The organism is Bacillus sp. 22446 (assembly GCF_052044955.1).
Lineage (GTDB): Bacteria > Bacillota > Bacilli > Bacillales > Bacillaceae > Bacillus > Bacillus altitudinis.
Window position 1 is genome coordinate 142368 of the sequence record NZ_JBQEOD010000007.1, and the last position, 17557, is coordinate 159924.

Below are 17557 nucleotides of genomic sequence, written 5' to 3' on the forward strand. Positions count from 1 at the left end.
TCTTAACATAACAATAAATCAGCCCTGTGCAGGGGCTGATTTTCTTTGAGTTGTTTCACATTATTCTGGATTTTTAGTATCATAATGAAGTATTGAATCATTCAATAGGGAAGTGTGATGAATGGACACAAATGCCTTTTATAGAGACACATGGGCAGAAATTGATTTAACAGCAATTAAGCATAATGTTTCACATATGAAAGATCATATCGGTCAAAATGTCCAACTAATGGCCGTTGTGAAAGCCAATGCATATGGACATGGAGATATAGAAGTGGCAAGAGCTGCCCTCGAAGCAGGAGCAGACCTGTTAGCCGTCGCTTTTTTAGATGAAGCCATTTCTTTAAGAAATAAAGGTGTAAAAGCACCTATTCTTGTGCTCGGCGCAGTACCGTCAGAGTATGTCAAAGTCGCCGTTAGATACAACGTTATCATGACTGCTTACTCGATCGATTGGCTAAGAGAAGTCGTCAAAGTGATGAAAGGGCAGATGGGACAACCCATTCGTTTCCACTTGAAAATCGACAGCGGCATGAATCGGTTAGGCGTGAAAACAATCGAGCAGGTGAGCGAAGTAAAAGAGCTTGTCCACGATCATTCTTTTTTACAGCTGGAAGGAGTATTTACTCACTTTGCCACAGCGGATGAAAAAGATGAAAACTACTTCGGTATGCAGGTTGATACGTTCAAAACATTGCTTCAACCGCTTCATACGGACAAACTGCTCATTCATTGTGCCAACAGTGCAGCCGGTCTAAGGTTTAAAGACACTTTATTTAATATGGTTCGTTTTGGCATCAGTATGTACGGGCTGTCACCGTCGGAAGAAATCAAAGATGAATTGCCGTTTCAACTGGAAGAAGCATTATCTCTTCATACAAAACTTGCACATGTAAAGCCCATTCAAAAGGGTGAGAGCGTGAGCTATGGTGCAACTTATACAGCGAATCAAGATACATGGATTGGTACGATTCCAATCGGGTATGCAGACGGCTGGATCAGGAAGCTTGCTGGAACAGAAGTGCTCGTTGGCGGAAAACGCCGAAAGATTGCTGGAAGGGTGTGTATGGATCAATTCATGGTTGATTTGAAAAAGGACATTCCGGCAGGGGAGCCAGTCGTGCTCATCGGGGCACAAGGCGAAGACAAGATATCTGTCGATGAAATAGCCAAGCGGCTTGAAACCATTAACTACGAAGTCACATGTTCTGTTGGCTACCGCGTCCCAAGAGTCTATATAGAGGACGGCAAAAGGGTTCATGTACGTAATCCGCTGCTTCAAGGCGGGCCAAGCTTTTTATAAACAGCATCCACGGGAACGATGTTCAAACTGACATCGTTCTCTTTTATTCTACAAAGGCATCATAAACATCCTCCCATTTTTAGAGATTTTGGAAATACCGTATGATTTTCGGAAAAAAGCGTATAATGGGAAAGAGGAACTCCATTATCATCTTGATTTACGGGTGGCGAGCCGCTTCATGTTCTAATAAGAAATCATGAAAAAACAGCTTTGCTTGTGCATTGAATAATGGTATGATTAGTCTTGGAATGGATCGATACGGTATCCGTAAGTTTTGTGGAGGTGTATGTTTTTTGTCTGAATCCAGCGCAACAAACGAAATGAAGATTCGACTGCCGGAGACTTTGATGTCTGAGATCGAACGAGTAGCAGAGCAGGATAAGGTAACAAGAAATGAATTGATCTACCGAGCGACAAAAACGTATATTCGTGAACGTAATATTCGACAAAATCGTGAATCGATGAGACGCGGCTACATGGAGATGGCGAAAATTAATCTGAATATCTCTTCAGAGGCACAATACGCAGAATTTGAGGCTGAGAATACAGTTGAGCGATTAGTCAGCGGGGGTTAAACATTTGATTGTTAAACGCGGTGATGTTTACTTTGCTGATTTATCTCCTGTTGTTGGCTCCGAGCAGGGCGGGGTTCGCCCAGTATTGGTGATTCAAAATGACATTGGAAATCGCTTCAGCCCGACTGCTATCGTTGCAGCCATAACAGCCCAAATACAAAAAGCGAAATTACCGACTCACGTCGAAATTAATGCAAAGCGCTACGGCTTTGAACGAGATTCTGTCATTCTTTTGGAACAGATTCGTACGATCGATAAACAAAGATTGACAGATAAAATCACACATCTTGATGATGAGATGATGGAGAAGGTTGATGAAGCCTTACAAGTTAGTTTGGCTCTTATTGATTTTTAATATGGTGATACTTGGTTGCTCTATTGGGAGCAACTTTTTTTGTGTTCAATTTTTTTTAACGTTATAATGAAGAAAGACTAAAGAAGAGCTTTAAATGTAAGTAGGGGGTAAAACATGTCGAATCATATCGTGTTAGCTTTTGCAAGAAAGCACCAAAAGGAATTAGAAACAGAGTGGACGGACATTTTAAAACGACTCGGAGAAAAAGAAACGGACATGATGCTGAACGACAAAATGTATGAAACCATCTGTTCGGAATATGTTCAACTCATCATTACATCTCTTTCAGAGGGGGATAATGAAGATTTTGAAGAAAAAGTGCAAAATTTTGCTTTGAAAATCGTTCAAATGGGTATATCACTTAAGTTACTGGCAAACGGTCTAACGGAAATCCGTACACATTTATATGAAAAAATGAACGATGACAAAGATACAACACAAGAAAGTCATGACCTCATCTGGCAAATCGATCGATTCATCACACCCATCCATAATGAGATCTTAAACCAGTATTCCATCTCATGGGAAAAAACCGTCAGCCTTCAAAAAATTGCGCTGCAGGAACTTTCTGCCCCGCTAATCCCTGTGTTTGAGCACATCACCGTCATGCCACTTGTTGGCACAATTGATACAGATCGTGCGAAAAAAATTATGGAGAACCTGCTTAATGGTGTCGTCAAACATCGCTCACAGGTCGTCCTGATTGATATCACGGGTGTACCTGTCGTAGACACAATGGTGGCACACCATATTATTCAAGCGTCAGAGGCTGTGAGATTAGTAGGAGCGAAGTGTTTACTTGTCGGTATTCGCCCAGAAATAGCCCAAACGATCGTTAACCTTGGAATTGATTTATCTCAGGTTACAACAAAGAATACCCTTCAAAAAGGAATTCAAACTGCTTTGGAAATGACAAATCGAAAAATTGTTTCATTGGAGGGATAACCAATTGAGAAATCACCCGAAGATTCCAATCTTAAAATTATATAATTGTCTTCTGATTTCAATACAGTGGGAGCTTGATGATCAAACAGCTCTTCACTTTCAAGAAGACTTACTGAATAAAATTCATGAAACAGGAGCAAACGGTGTGGTCATTGACTTAACATCCGTCGATATGATTGATTCATTTATCGCAAAGGTATTAGGCGATGTGATCACCATGTCCAAGCTCATGGGGGCAAAAGTTGTATTAACAGGAATACAGCCGGCAGTCGCTGTGACGCTTATTGAACTTGGCATTTCACTGGAAGAAATTCAGACAGCACTAGATCTTGAACAAGGGCTTGAGACACTGAAGCGGGAATTGGGGGAATAGATATGAAAGACCAATCCTGTGTAAAAATATTGACGGAATGGGACATAGTCGCAGCAAGACAATTGGGGCGCAATGTTGCAAAAGAACTTGGTTTTGGAACAGTTGACCAAGCAAGAATTACGACGGCCATTTCAGAATTAGCTCGTAACATCTATTTATACGCTGGTAAAGGTCAGATTTGTATAGAAGAAGTGATGGAGCGCGGAAAGCGTGGACTCAAAGTCATCGCAGCCGATGAGGGGCCTGGCATCATGGATATACGTAAAGTAATGGAAGACGGATTTTCTACATCAGGCGGACTCGGAGCAGGCTTGCCGGGCGTCAGAAGACTGATGGATGAATTTAAATTAGATTCCGCACCAGAACAAGGAACTGAGATACAAGCTGTCAAGTGGCTTCGCTAGGAGGGAAACCATGGATTTTAAGGAGGTAATGGAGCAGCGGTACCATCAGCTGCTCAGTCGTTATATCAGTGATTTAACTGAAACATCGCTTTATCAAGCTCAAAAATTTAGCCGTAAAACCATTGAGCATCAAATACCTCCTGAAGAAATAGTGAGTGTTCACCGAAAAGTGATTCAGGAGCTTTACCCTGATTTGCCGGAAGATGTCTTTCATTCACTAGACTTCTTAATTGAAGTCATGATTGGATACGGACTTGCCTACCAGGAGCATTTAACACTAAGAGGCATCCAGCAAGAAATTAAGTCGGAAATTGAAATTGCTGCAAATGTTCAGCAAACCCTTCTGGAAACGAAAATTCCAGAAGGAGATACATTTGATATCGGAGCCATCAGTGTGCCGGCAAAACAGATGAGTGGGGATTATTACCATTTCGTAACAGATCACGATACAATCAATATCGCGATTGCAGACGTCATTGGGAAAGGCATTCCAGCTGCGCTCTGTATGTCGATGATTAAGTATGCGATGGATTCCTTGCCAGAGTCAGGCAGCGGCCCAACGAAAGTGCTCAAAACCCTTAATCGTGTGGTCGAGCAAAACGTAGACCCAAGCATGTTTATCACCATGTTTTATGGCAGCTATAATAAAGAAACACATGAATTTAAGTACGCATCGGCTGGACATGAGCCGGGCTTTTTCTATTGCAAAAAAGAGAATCAATTTTACGATTTAGATGCAAAAGGTCTGGTCCTTGGAATTGCACCAGATTTTGATTATAAGCAGTATGAGAAGCATTTGGACGTAGGGGATATGGTGATCTTATTCTCTGATGGTGTCACAGAATCCAAATCGGAGGATGGCTTCCTAGAGCGTGAGGATATCAAAGCCCTGATATCTGAGAACCTATCCTATTCAGCTCAGGAAATGGTGGATTCCATCTATGACAGCTTACTCAAGCTGCAAGAATTTCAGCTGCATGATGATTTTACGTTACTTGTCCTCAAAAGGAAGGTTTAGAAAGTGCATAGACGGGTATATAAAATTCAAGGAAACAAGAATTTCGAGGTGAATGCATAATGAATATGTCTGTAAAAGAGCATCAAATAGATCAAAAAACAAAAATTAGTGTTAGTGGAGAAATCGATGTGTACTCTGCTCCTCAGCTAAGAGAAACACTCATGCCTAAAGCCGAGGCGGGAGAGCATCTAGAGATCTGTTTGAAGGATGTTACGTATATGGATAGTACAGGATTAGGTGTATTTGTTGGGTTGTTTAAAGCAGCTCAAAAAGCAGGTGGAACACTAAAGCTTGAGAACTTATCAGAGCGGCTTGTAAGGTTGTTTGAAATCACTGGACTAAAGGACATCATTGACATTTCTGCAAAGTCAGAGGGTGGGGTACAATGAACGAAACAGTAGATCTAATCGAGATGAAAATACCGGCGAAACCAGAATACGTAGGCATCATTCGTCTGACTCTTTCAGGCGTTGCAAGCCGGATGGGCTATGCCTACGAAGAGATTGAGGACTTGAAAATTGCCGTCAGTGAGGCATGTACAAATGCAGTTCAGCATGCCTATAAAGGTGCAGATGGCGAAGATGGAGAGGTAGCAGTTCGCTTTCTTGTCTATGAAGATCGTCTAGAAATCATTGTCGCTGATAAAGGCGGTAGCTTTGACTTTAAGCAAAAGCAGGAAGACCTAGGGCCGTACACATCTGCTCATACGGTGGATCAATTGGCAGAAGGAGGTCTTGGTTTATACTTAATGCAAACATTGATGGATGAAGTCGAGGTGCAAGCAAACTCCGGAGTTACCGTGGCGATGACAAAGTTTTTAAACAGGGAGCGAGTTGACCATGACACAACCATCCAAAACTATGAAACTAACTAAAGATGAAGTGGATCGCCTCATTCAAAGCTATCAATCCAACCAAGACGAGCAGGCGCAGCTGACACTAGTTGAGTGTTATACAAATCTTGTGGATATGCTCGCGAAGAAATACTCCAAAGGAAAAAGCTTTCATGAGGATTTAAGACAAGTTGGAATGATTGGTCTACTCGGCGCAATTAAGCGTTATGATCCACTTGTCGGTAAGTCATTTGAGGCATTTGCCATTCCAACCATTATCGGGGAAATCAAACGCTTTTTACGTGATAAAACATGGAGTGTCCATGTACCAAGACGAATTAAAGAGCTTGGACCAAGAATCAAGATGGCAGTTGATCACCTGACAACGGAAACACAAAAGTCACCTAAAGTACAAGAGATTGCAGAATATCTAGATGTAACAGAAGAAGAAGTTCTTGAAACAATGGAGATGGGCAAAAGCTATCAAGCGCTGTCTGTTGACCAAGGCGTAGAGGCAGATTCTGAAGGAAGCACTGTGACGATTTTAGACGTCGTCGGCTCACAAGAAGAAGGGTACGAACGTGTAAACCAAAAAATGATGCTTGAAAGTGTGCTTCACGTTCTGACAGATAGAGAAAAAGAAATTATCAATCTCACGTATTTGCAAAATAAAAGCCAGAAAGAAACAGGCGATTTACTCGGCATATCTCAAATGCATGTATCAAGGCTGCAGCGGAAGGCTGTTAAAAAGCTACGAGATGCACTGTCAGAAGATGCGTCTATGGAGCTAGGGTAATGAAGCAGATCGAACAGCATGAGCATGTAAACGCCATTATCTATCAATCGAACAAAGAAGGAAAATCATGCTGCGGGGACAGTTTTTTTATTAAAGCAGATGATGAAGAACTAATTTGTGCTGTCGCAGACGGATTAGGCAGCGGCCAGTTCGCCAATGAATCATCTTCTTTAGTCAGCGAAATTGTCGAAGAATATGGACATGAGGATGTAACAACCCTCATTGATAGATGCAATCAGGCCATGAAAAATAAACGCGGGGCCACTGTGGCCATATTAAAGGTGAATTTTTCCCAGCAGCAGTTTACCTATTGTTCGGTTGGTAACATTCGTTTTATCTTGAATGCACCTTCTGGCGACTATATTTATCCACTTCCGACATCAGGATATCTTTCAGGTAAACCTAGAAAATACAAAACATACACCTATTCCTACGAAAAAGGATCGACATTCATTATGTATTCAGACGGACTGAATGTGCCAAACATGCGAATGTGTTTAAAGCATAGCCATTCAGTTGCAGATATCGCCAAACAACTTGAAACATACACACAAGACAAGAAAGACGATCTCACCTATGTACTTGGTCAGCTTACATGAAATAGCTGACCTTTTTTCTGTTTTGCCGGTTTTTTTGATACACTAAAAGAGAAGACACAGTGAGAGGATGCAAAGTATGAAGACATCTGACTTTTTATTGAAACAAATTGCGACAGAATTAAAGCTTTCAACAAAACAAATTGGAAGTGTGATCCAGCTATTAGAGGATGGCAACACCGTCCCGTTTATTGCACGTTACCGGAAAGAACAGACAGGCTCGCTAGACGAGGTGCAAATTCAAACCATTTCTGAACGCTATACATATATCCAAAATGTGACGAATCGAAAAGAAGAAGTGATTCGCTTAATCGCTGAACAAGACAAATTAACAGATGAATTAAAACAGAAGATCGAACAGGCGCATAAGCTGCAAGAGGTCGAAGATTTATATCGACCATTTAAACAAAAGCGTAAAACAAAGGCAAATGTAGCCAAAGCAAAAGGACTTGAGCCGTTGGCGGAGTATTTACTGAAGCTGCCAAACGATGAGATCGAAAAGAAAGCATCGGCTTTTATCAATGAAGAAAAAGAAGTCACAACAGCAGAAGAAGCACTGGAGGGCGCCCAGCACATTATTGCTGAACAGCTTGCGGATGATCCTGATATGCGGAAATGGATTCGCAGTGAGACGTACCAAAAGGGAAGTCTTGTCACATCAGGAAAAGACGTTGAAAACGATGAGAAAAACGTCTATGAAATGTATTACGACTATCAAGAGCCGATTAAAAAAATTGTGCCTCATCGTGTACTCGCGGTCAATCGAGGCGAGAAAGAAGGGATTTTGAAAGCAGCCATCGAACCACCTGCTGAAAATATTCGTTTCTACCTCGATAAACAAGTCTTAAAAGGCAAGCAAACGACGGCGAGGCCTTATATTGAAGCGGCCATTGATGATGCATATAAACGCCTGATTCAGCCATCAATTGAACGGGAAATACGAAAAGAGCTGACAGAAAAAGCTGAGGAACAAGCCATTCATATTTTCGCTGAAAACTTAAGAAAGCTCCTTCTTCAACCGCCGATGAAAGGGAAACGTGTACTTGGGGTGGACCCTGCGTTTCGTACAGGCTGTAAATTAGCCGTCGTGGATGATACAGGAAAAGTCCATCATATTGGCGTCATTTATCCGCACCCGCCTGTGCAGAAAAAAGCGGAAGCCAAACAAAAAGTGAAAGAAATCATTCAATCATCCAACATTGAAGTCATTGCGATCGGAAACGGAACAGCCTCAAGAGAGACCGAACAATTCATCGCAGACTTGATCCAAGAGCTGGACCAGCCAGTTTCATATTTGATCGTGAATGAAGCAGGGGCAAGTGTATACTCTGCATCTGCGCTGGCAAGAGAAGAGTTTCCAGACTTGCAAGTGGAAGAAAGAAGTGCCATTTCCATCGCCAGAAGGTTGCAGGACCCATTAGCAGAGCTTGTCAAAATAGATCCAAAATCTGTCGGTGTGGGACAATACCAGCACGATGTGAGTCAAAAGCAATTAAACAGCTCGTTAACCTTCGTGGTGGAGACGGTCGTCAACCAAGTCGGTGTGAACGTTAATACAGCTTCACAGGCACTGCTGCAATATGTGTCAGGTCTTTCAAAAGCCGTCGCAGGGAACATCGTCAAGCGCCGCGAAGAGATTGGCAGATTCACAAGCAGAAAAGAGCTGAAGGATATCCCAAGGCTTGGTGCAAAGACTTATGAGCAGTGTATCGGCTTCCTGCGCATCACAGATGGACAAGATCCACTTGACCGCACAGGTATTCACCCTGAAAGCTATAAAGAAACAAAACAGTTTTTACGCATGATTAAGATGACGCCAGACGATCTTGGTACAGAGCAGTTAAAAGAGAAAATCGCAGAGGTCAAGCTAGACGAAGCCGCACAGCAGCTTGACATTGGTCCAATTACACTCCAGGATATCATTGATCAGCTCACAAGACCTGAGCGTGATCCGCGCGATGAAGTACCAAAACCTCTTTTGAAAACAGATGTGTTGAAATTGGAGGACTTGAAGCAAGGGATGGAGCTACAGGGAACGGTGAGAAACGTCGTAGACTTTGGCGCATTTGTTGATATTGGTGTCAAGCAGGATGGACTTGTCCACATTTCGAAGCTGAGCAACCGCTTTGTGAAGCACCCACTTGACGTCGTGTCAGTTGGTGACATTGTGACCGTATGGGTAGACTCCGTTGACCAGGCAAAAGGCCGAGTGGCTCTTTCGATGCTAAAACCAGAGTAAACAAAAAACGAGGCGCACCTTAGGATGGGGTGTGCCTTGATGTGACTGAATGTTTTTTTCTATAGAAGTACCAGCATTGATTAAGCAATTTGATTTGATAATGATTTTTCTCATAAAATGCTTTCTGCATCTGATTTTTCAGCCAGTTGGGCATCGCCCATTCCTCCTTTGATCAAAACAGTGGGTGTACCTTCAATGTATGCAAAGGGGAAATTGTCCCGTTCGAGGTTTTTATAGAAAGGAACGATCTTGATTGAACGAGAGAGAGTTACAGCAGTTAACAGAAGACATTTCAGAGCAGTTCTTTGGTAAGGCGTTTCGCCATCAGGCTGTTTTCAATCCCCGTTTAAAAACGACAGGCGGGCGATATTTACTTGGAACACACAATATCGAATTGAACCGCCGATACCTAGAAGAACATGGACGAGAAGAATTAATCGGGATCATCAAGCATGAGCTGTGTCATTATCATCTGCATCTTGAGGGAAAAGGCTATCAGCATCGTGACCGATCCTTTAAAGAGTTATTAAAACAAGTAGGAGCCCCGCGTTTTTGTACAGCTCTAAAGACCGTACAAAATAAACGACGTGGACAGAAGCGACAAGAATATGTTTGCACAGGATGCGGTCAGTATTTTATCAGGAAAAGGCAAATTGATACCTCTCGTTATGTGTGCGGCGTCTGCAAAGGAAAATTAAAATGGCAGCGTACAATCGGTTCAGAGTGATATGCATTCCTTTATGGGGTGCTTTTTTTGTGAGATGAAGTAGACATATTGAGACAAATAGAGACGCGAGTCTCATTTTGTCTCTTTTTTCATCGATGTGAATCGCTCAAATCCTAAGCTTTCAAGCGCCATGATGTTGGCACGCTTTTTGCTTGTATAGAAGTGCAAGCAAAAAAGATAGGAGGTTTTATCATGGAAATGGCACTTACAAAAGAAAAAGCCGTTTGGATGTATCAAAAAATGCAAGAAATTCGCCAATTTGAAGATCAAGTACACACGCTTTTTACAAAAGGGATCTTGCCAGGTTTTGTCCATCTTTATGCTGGTGAAGAAGCTGTTGCTGTAGGAGTCTGCGCTCATCTGAATGAACAAGACAGTATTACAAGTACACACCGTGGCCACGGTCATTGTATCGCCAAGGGCTGTGATCTAAAAGGAATGATGGCAGAAATCTATGGAAAAGCCACAGGTCTTTGTAAAGGTAAAGGTGGATCTATGCACATTGCAGATTTTGATAAAGGAATGCTCGGTGCTAACGGGATTGTTGGAGGCGGCTTTCCACTTGCGTGCGGGGCAGCCCTCACGGCTAAATATAAAAAGAAAGATAATGTAAGCGTTTGCTTTTTTGGGGATGGTGCTAATAATCAAGGGACTTTTCACGAAGGAATCAATCTCGCCGCCATCTGGAAACTGCCAGTCATTTTCATCGCAGAAAACAATGGTTACGGGGAAGCGACGCCATTTTCGTATGCTTCAAGCTGCAAATCGATTGTGGATCGAGCCGCCAGTTATGGTATTCCGGGTATTCAAGTGGATGGAAAAGATGTGACAGCCGTTTATCAAGCAGCAGAACAAGCGATAGAACGAGCAAAAAATGGAGAAGGTCCGACATTGATTGAATGCATGACATATCGGAATTATGGTCATTTTGAAGGAGACGCTCAGCGCTACAAAACCAATCAAGAAAAAACCGAACATCAAGAAGAGAAAGATGCGATCACTCTTTTTAAAAATGAATTATTAAAGCAGCAGCTGCTAACGGATCAAGAGATATCAAGTATTGAAGCGTCTGTAGCAGAAGCGATAGATGAAGCCGTGAGATTTAGTGAAGAAAGTGAATATCCAGATCATACTGAATTGCTAACTGATGTGTATGTTTCGTATCAATAAATCTGAAAGGAGAGAGGGAAATGACAAGAGAAATCAGCATGTCTAGTGCTTTGAATGAAGCGATTAAACTGGCAATGAGAAGAGACGAAGATGTCATTTTAATGGGGGAAGATGTTGCAGGAGGTGCTCATGTAGATCACTTACAGGATGATGAAGCATGGGGCGGTGTACTTGGTGTAACGAAAGGAATCGTTCAGGAATTTGGCCGTGAACGTGTCCTTGATACACCGATTAGTGAAGCTGGCTATGTAGGCGCGGCCATGGCAGCTGCTTCAACAGGGTTAAGACCAATTGCGGAACTTATGTTTAATGATTTTATCGGTACTTGTCTCGACCAAGTGCTGAATCAAGGCGCAAAATTTCGATACATGTTTGGCGGAAAAGCAGAGGTACCAATCACGATTAGAACGACACATGGGGCGGGTTTTAGAGCAGCAGCTCAGCACTCGCAAAGTTTGTATGCACTATTTACAAGCATCCCTGGATTGAAAGTAGTTGTGCCTTCTTCACCTTATGATGCCAAAGGACTGCTGCTGGCAGCGATCGAGGATCAGGACCCTGTCATCTTTTTTGAGGACAAGACGCTTTACAATATCACAGGAGATGTGCCGGAAAGGTATTACACACTGCCACTTGGAAAAGCAGATGTGAAGAGAGAAGGATCTGATGTAACCATCTTTGCAGTAGGCAAACAAGTGCATACAGCACTCGAAGCGGCAGAGCAATTAGCTGCCCAAGGAATTGAAGCAGAGGTGATTGATCCAAGAACCTTGTCACCGCTTGATGAAGAGGCCATTCTGACTTCAGTAGAAAAAACAAATCGACTTGTCATTGTCGATGAAGCAAATCCAAGGTGCGGAATTGCCGCTGATATTTCTTCTCTTGTTGCAGATAAAGGATTTGATTTACTTGACGCACCAATCAAAAAAGTGACGGCTCCTCATACACCGGTACCATTTTCACCACCTCTTGAAGATATTTATCTGCCAACACCTGATAAAGTTGTGAACACCGTATTAGAGATGATTGGCAAGAGTTATGACAAGATCTTGAACTAGAGAAAGGAGAGAGGGAGATGGCTGTCGAAGTTGTGATGCCTAAATTGGGCATGTCGATGAAAGAAGGAACGGTATCTGTTTGGAATAAAGAGGTCGGTGAGACCGTAAATAAAGGAGAAAGCATTGCAAGTATCAACTCAGAAAAAATTGAAATGGAGATCGAATCACCTGCAGAAGGAACCATATTGGATATAAAAGTGCCCGAGGGAGAAGGTGTACCGCCTGGCACGGTCATCTGCTATATCGGTGAAGGAAATGAACAGGTGGAGAGAAAGAAAGAAAAAGAAATCCAGTCAAAACCAAAGAAAGAGAGAAAAAAAATCTCCCCTGTTGCCCGTAAAATGGCGAATAGCGCAAACCTAGACATTGATACGCTAGTGGGGACAGGACCAGGTGGAAGAATTACGAAAGAGGATGTGCTTCGTGCACTTCCTGAACGGAAAGAGAAGAAACAAAACGAGACAGTGCAACAGCCTATTAACATGATGCGGAAAACAATTGCCTCAAGAATGATGGAAAGCCTGCAAACAAGTGCACAATTAACCATTACGATGAAAGCGGACGTGACAAAACTGAAAAACCTACAACAACAGCTGAATGAAACAGCCATCGCACGTTACGAGACAAAGTTGACCATCACCGATTTTGTAGCCAAAGCAGCGATCCTATCGTTGCTAGAACATCCTGCGATGAACAGTCAATATCATAACGGAGTTGTTGAAACTTTTGAGAATGTTCATCTTGGGATTGCTGCTGCGTTAGATAACGGATTGGCTGTACCGGTCATTCAGCATGCGGAGCGGTTAACGCTGATAGAGCTGGCGAAGGGCATTAAATTGTATGGTAAAAAAGCACGTGAAGGAAAGCTTCTACATGACGAAATCAAAGGTTCTACCTTTACCATCACCAATCTTGGAGCGTATGGTGTAGAGCATTTCACACCAATTTTGAATCCGCCGGAAGCGGGGATCCTTGGTGTCGGAACAATGTATGACACCCCTGTTTATCGAGAAGATGAATTGTGCAAAGGGACCATCCTAACACTCAGTCTTACGTTTGATCACCGCGTGCTGGACGGGGCGCCTGCCTCTGCATTTTTATCAACGGTCAAAGCACACTTAGAAGAACCATTATCCATTCTTTTATAGAAAGAAGGTGAATGTACCATGACACTGGTCATTATAGGAGGAGGACCAGCAGGTTATGTGGCGGCCATAACAGCCGCCCGTTTTGGCAGAGAGGTTGTGTTAATTGATCAAGGTCAGCTGGGAGGTACCTGCCTCAATGACGGCTGTATCCCGACCAAAGCACTTTTGCAAAGCGCCGATATGTATGAGCATGTGAAATCGGCTGGACATTTTGGAATTGAGCTTCCAGAACATGAGCCTATCATTCAATGGAATGCTGTCCAAAAGCGGAAACAGTCTGTCGTCAAGCAGCTCACTGATGGTGTTCGTTACTTGATGAATAAAAACAAAATTACCGTGGTAAATGGGAAGGCTTCATTTCTATCAGCACATGAGCTATTCATAGAAAGTGAAGGGAAGTCTGAAATCATTCAAGCCAAACAAATCATTATTGCAACAGGGGCTGTGCCTGCGGCTTTACCGTTTGCACCTTTTGATGGCGAATGGATCATTCACAGCAAGGAGGCCATGTCACTTTCTTCGATCCCAGATTCACTTTGTATCATTGGGGGCGGGGTGATTGGCTGTGAGTTTGCGAGCATCTTTAGCAGAATGGGATCAAAGGTTGTCATGGTTGAACGGGCAGTGCACATTTTACCAGAAGAAGATCGTGATACAGCACAATGTCTTCACGAGCAGCTCGAAGAAACGGGTGTAAACATTTTGACGTCCGCCACAGTCAAACAGCTTGATTCCACTTCAAGAAAAGTAGTGGTGGAGAATAATCAAGGAGAACGTTGTGACATCCAGTCGGATCTTTGCTTAATGGCGATTGGCAGAACTCCGCAACTTGGGGAGTTGAATCTTGATCAGATTGGAATTGAATTTGATAGAAACGGAATCTACGTCAATGAACATATGCAAACCAATCTCCCGCATATTTATGCGTGCGGTGATGTGACAGGTGGTGTCCAGCTTGCTCATACTGCCTTTCATGAAGGGACGGTTGCGGCTTCCCATGCATCAGGTGAACATCTAAAGGTCAATGAACAAGTGATTCCGAGGTGCATCTACACCTCTCCAGAAATCGCGAGTGTTGGTTTAAATGAAGAGAGTGCTAGAAAACAATATGAGGAGATTCGGATAGGGACATGTGCATTTTCTGCAAATGGAAAAGCATTAATCTTAAATCAACCAGCCGGTCACGTAAAGGTCATTGTAGAGCCGCAATATCAAGAAATATTAGGCATTTCAATCATTGGACCGAATGCAACAGAAATGATTGGACAAGCGGCGGTGATGATGCATGCAGAGTTGACCGCTGATACATTAGAGCAGTTTATTGCGGCACATCCGACACTTTCAGAGGCAATACACGAAGCCGTTCTGCAAACCATTGGAAGAGCGGTGCACTGCTGAAAGAGACTCCTTTTCTATCCAATTGACTTCTTGGGTTAGCCAATGATAATTGAAAGCGCTTTTATGTTTATCTATAATGAATAAAAAGCCCCCAGAGGAGAGGATGGAATGAATCCGACGCCTTGTTATTTAAATACGTGGAAACGTTTTGTTCGTGAAGGTTTGCTTGATCAGTCTCGTCTGAATAAGAGAGTGGCAGAATCATGGCACAGGTGTAAACAGGCAAATGTGAATCCGTATTTAGATAAAGGACAGTCGTTGTTAGAAAAGGAACGATTCAGTGCCCAAAAAAAGAAATATTCATTATTCCTAAATGCGGCTCTTCCTTACTTAAATAAAATCAATCAGCAATTAAAAGATTCTGATATGCTGGCCTTACTCATCGATGCAGATGGTTATGTGCTAAGTCTGACAGGAAGCGAAAGAACGATGGTGGAAGCCAGAAGAATTAATTTTATGGAGGGTTCACGCTGGACTGAAACAGATGTAGGGACAAATGCGATCGGAACGGCACTCGTCATCGGAGAAGCGGTGACGATCAACGGAACGGAGCATTTTTCTATCGCCTCTCATCATTGGAGTTGTTCAGCTGCTCCAATTCGCGATGCGGACGGTACGATCATAGGGGTGATTGATATCTCCTGTATGACGGATAACAAGCACCCTTTTATGCTTGGAATGGCTTCAACGGTTGCATATGCCATAGAGAGAGAAATTCAAGTCCAGCAAAAAAGGAGAGAGATGGAACTAATCACTCATTGTCTCCAGCAGGTGGAAGCAGATGAACCGTATGTAGTCTGTAATGAAAAAAAGCAAATTGTGTCTGCCAGCAGGTCGATTAGAGATCGATTTTCAGACTGGCATGGAATGGATGTTGATCGGCTTAAGGATCATCCATTTGTTATCCGGGGAAAGCAGATCATTCAATCAGAGCAAGATGGGAAGGTGCTAGGCATATCCCTTTCTCTTGAAGAAGTAGCGAAAAGCAGCATGACCGTTTCTTTTGCTCAATTTCCCGGGGAATCAGGAACAAGTAAGGTATTTCAACAGACGCTTAGTGAGATGAAGAGAGCGGCACAAACAGATGCTCATGTGTATATTTGGGGAGAAACAGGGACAGGGAAGGAACTCGCCGCTAGAGCCATTCACTCCGCCAGTGAAAGGCATAAAGGGCCGTTCATTGCTGTTAATTGCGGAGCCATTCCTGAAAGCCTGTTAGAAAGTGAGCTGTTTGGCTATGCTGAAGGTGCTTTTACAGGAGCAAAACGCCACGGAGGTAAAGGTAAATTTGAACAAGCCCATAAAGGAACACTCTTTCTAGATGAAATAGGCGAAATCCCATATGCGATGCAAGTAGCGCTTCTTAGGGTGATAGAAGAAAGGGCAGTCGTACCGCTCGGCGGGACACACGAAATCCCTTTGGATATTCGAATCATTACAGCGACTCACCGTAATATGAACGAACTGCTGAAAGAAGGAAAAATACGAGAAGACTTGTATTACCGTCTTCATGTCTATCCGATCAATATCCCGCCGCTTAGAGAAAGAAAAGAAGACATTCATGATTTGTATCGTTATTACCAAAAGAAGCATCACTGGAATGCAGCGTTTCCTGAATCATTTTTTCAGAAATTACAGGCGTATCATTGGCCAGGAAACATAAGAGAGCTTTTTAACCTGTTTGAACATCTAAGGGTCCTCTTTCCGAAAGGCGGATGGATTGGTGAATCGCAATATGCTTCAGTATTAGAGGCGATTGATCAGAAAAAACAGAAGCTGCATCCAGCAGAGCAACCGGAGACTTCAAAAGAACTCACATTCAGGGAACGCATTCAAAAGCAAACAGTGATAGACGCACTGCATAAAACAAAAGGTCATGTGTCAGAAGCAGCGAGGTTAGCAGGAGTGCCAAGAAGTACTTTTTATAAGTGGATGCGAAAGTTTCATTTGTCTTAATCTTATGAGGAAGGCTGCATCAAGGCCCTTGGTCTACGTGGAGGTCGGGGGCTTTCTGCCAAGTTAAACAAATGGCATGGAAAAAGGCTTGACTGTTATATTAGTATATGTTAAATTATAAAAGCCGTCGCAAATGGAGCAGGAATGAAACGTTTAAAAATTCTTGACACATTTTTCTGGCATAGATATAATGAAACATGTCTTATTATTCCGCAGTAGCTCAGTGGTAGAGCTATCGGCTGTTAACCGATCGGTCGTAGGTTCGAGTCCTACCTGCGGAGCCATAATGGAGAAGTACTCAAGTGGCTGAAGAGGCGCCCCTGCTAAGGGTGTAGGTCGCGCGAGCGGCGCGAGGGTTCAAATCCCTCCTTCTCCGCCATTATGATATGGCCCGTTGGTCAAGCGGTTAAGACACCGCCCTTTCACGGCGGTAACACGGGTTCGAATCCCGTACGGGTCATGTTTTGTTATTTTGATTCGTTGGGCTATAGCCAAGCGGTAAGGCAACGGACTTTGACTCCGTCATGCGTTGGTTCGAATCCAGCTAGCCCAGCCATTTTTTTATATATGTTTTTCTGCATAGCAGATGAGCCATTAGCTCAGTTGGTAGAGCATCTGACTTTTAATCAGAGGGTCGAAGGTTCGAGTCCTTCATGGCTCACCA

General features: G+C 43.0%; 19 protein-coding genes and 5 tRNA genes. 23 read left to right on the forward strand and 1 reads right to left on the reverse strand.

The genetic code is table 11. The annotated features are described in order from the left end of the window. Positions 1-121: 121 nt before the first annotated feature. From alr to ACTJJD_RS14485, 12 genes are all read left to right on the forward strand, one after another. A complete protein-coding gene (gene alr, locus ACTJJD_RS14430) occupies positions 122-1303 on the forward strand; it encodes an alanine racemase (protein WP_440608573.1) in 1182 nt (393 codons plus the stop codon). 293 nt (positions 1304-1596) lie between these two features. Next, positions 1597-1878 (forward strand): hypothetical protein, encoded by a 282-nt coding sequence (locus ACTJJD_RS14435; protein ID WP_012008995.1) that lies wholly within the window; start codon positions 1597-1599, stop codon positions 1876-1878. Positions 1879-1882: 4 nt separating this feature from the next. Next, a complete protein-coding gene (ndoA, locus tag ACTJJD_RS14440) occupies positions 1883-2233 on the forward strand; it encodes a type II toxin-antitoxin system endoribonuclease NdoA (RefSeq protein WP_003214169.1) in 351 nt (116 codons plus the stop codon). Positions 2234-2347: 114 nt separating this feature from the next. After that, positions 2348-3178, forward strand: coding sequence for an RsbT co-antagonist protein RsbRA (locus tag ACTJJD_RS14445; RefSeq protein WP_058336383.1), 831 nt, complete (start codon positions 2348-2350; stop codon positions 3176-3178). 4 nt (positions 3179-3182) lie between these two features. Further along, positions 3183-3551 (forward strand): RsbT antagonist protein RsbS, encoded by a 369-nt coding sequence (gene rsbS / locus ACTJJD_RS14450; protein WP_003214235.1) that lies wholly within the window; start codon positions 3183-3185, stop codon positions 3549-3551. Positions 3552-3553: 2 nt separating this feature from the next. After that, complete coding sequence (locus tag ACTJJD_RS14455) at positions 3554-3955, forward strand: anti-sigma regulatory factor (RefSeq protein ID WP_003214085.1); 402 nt, start codon at positions 3554-3556, stop codon at positions 3953-3955. Between the two features lie 10 nt (positions 3956-3965). Continuing rightward, positions 3966-4973: a PP2C family protein-serine/threonine phosphatase gene (locus ACTJJD_RS14460; protein WP_017358394.1), complete on the forward strand. Its 1008-nt coding sequence runs from the start codon at positions 3966-3968 to the stop codon at positions 4971-4973. Positions 4974-5032: 59 nt separating this feature from the next. Continuing rightward, positions 5033-5362: an anti-sigma factor antagonist gene (locus tag ACTJJD_RS14465; protein WP_017358393.1), complete on the forward strand. Its 330-nt coding sequence runs from the start codon at positions 5033-5035 to the stop codon at positions 5360-5362. Next, positions 5359-5847, forward strand: coding sequence for an anti-sigma B factor RsbW (rsbW, locus tag ACTJJD_RS14470; RefSeq protein ID WP_178929502.1), 489 nt, complete (start codon positions 5359-5361; stop codon positions 5845-5847). Before ACTJJD_RS14465 ends, rsbW begins: the two co-directional genes overlap by 4 nt. Next, positions 5813-6601, forward strand: coding sequence for an RNA polymerase sigma factor SigB (gene sigB, locus ACTJJD_RS14475; protein ID WP_012009000.1), 789 nt, complete (start codon positions 5813-5815; stop codon positions 6599-6601). The genes rsbW and sigB overlap by 35 nt, the downstream gene beginning before the upstream one ends. Next, positions 6601-7200: a PP2C family serine/threonine-protein phosphatase gene (locus ACTJJD_RS14480; RefSeq protein WP_008346897.1), complete on the forward strand. Its 600-nt coding sequence runs from the start codon at positions 6601-6603 to the stop codon at positions 7198-7200. The genes sigB and ACTJJD_RS14480 overlap by 1 nt, the downstream gene beginning before the upstream one ends. Positions 7201-7276: 76 nt before the next feature. Beyond that, positions 7277-9436: a Tex family protein gene (locus tag ACTJJD_RS14485; protein ID WP_041507146.1), complete on the forward strand. Its 2160-nt coding sequence runs from the start codon at positions 7277-7279 to the stop codon at positions 9434-9436. A gap of 19 nt (positions 9437-9455) precedes the next feature. Here the strand turns inward: ACTJJD_RS14485 and cmpA are convergent, their stop codons facing one another. After that, positions 9456-9590 (reverse strand): cortex morphogenetic protein CmpA, encoded by a 135-nt coding sequence (gene cmpA / locus ACTJJD_RS14490; protein WP_008346893.1) that lies wholly within the window; start codon positions 9588-9590, stop codon positions 9456-9458. A 99-nt stretch (positions 9591-9689) separates the two neighbouring features. Between cmpA and ACTJJD_RS14495 the strand changes: the two genes are divergently transcribed. From ACTJJD_RS14495 to ACTJJD_RS14545, 11 genes are all read left to right on the forward strand, one after another. Further along, on the forward strand, positions 9690-10163 hold the full coding sequence (locus tag ACTJJD_RS14495; protein ID WP_440608574.1) for a SprT family protein: 474 nt from the start codon (positions 9690-9692) through the stop codon (positions 10161-10163). 192 nt (positions 10164-10355) lie between these two features. Next, entirely contained in the window at positions 10356-11333 is a 978-nt protein-coding gene (locus ACTJJD_RS14500; protein WP_061418061.1) for a thiamine pyrophosphate-dependent dehydrogenase E1 component subunit alpha, read from the forward strand. Between the two features lie 20 nt (positions 11334-11353). Further along, entirely contained in the window at positions 11354-12391 is a 1038-nt protein-coding gene (locus tag ACTJJD_RS14505; protein WP_440608575.1) for an alpha-ketoacid dehydrogenase subunit beta, read from the forward strand. Between the two features lie 17 nt (positions 12392-12408). After that, positions 12409-13539 (forward strand): dihydrolipoamide acetyltransferase family protein, encoded by a 1131-nt coding sequence (locus ACTJJD_RS14510; protein ID WP_440608576.1) that lies wholly within the window; start codon positions 12409-12411, stop codon positions 13537-13539. Between the two features lie 18 nt (positions 13540-13557). Further along, positions 13558-14937, forward strand: coding sequence for a dihydrolipoyl dehydrogenase (gene lpdA / locus ACTJJD_RS14515; RefSeq protein ID WP_440608577.1), 1380 nt, complete (start codon positions 13558-13560; stop codon positions 14935-14937). 108 nt (positions 14938-15045) lie between these two features. Beyond that, positions 15046-16893, forward strand: a complete 1848-nt coding sequence (locus tag ACTJJD_RS14520) for a sigma-54-dependent Fis family transcriptional regulator (RefSeq protein ID WP_440608578.1) — start codon at positions 15046-15048, stop codon at positions 16891-16893. Positions 16894-17102: 209 nt separating this feature from the next. Beyond that, positions 17103-17177, forward strand: a tRNA-Asn gene (locus tag ACTJJD_RS14525). A gap of 4 nt (positions 17178-17181) precedes the next feature. Next, positions 17182-17272, forward strand: a tRNA-Ser gene (locus ACTJJD_RS14530). 9 nt (positions 17273-17281) lie between these two features. After that, positions 17282-17353, forward strand: a tRNA-Glu gene (locus ACTJJD_RS14535). Positions 17354-17374: 21 nt separating this feature from the next. Beyond that, a tRNA-Gln gene (locus ACTJJD_RS14540) sits at positions 17375-17449 on the forward strand. 32 nt (positions 17450-17481) lie between these two features. Further along, positions 17482-17557: transfer RNA gene (locus ACTJJD_RS14545), tRNA-Lys, on the forward strand.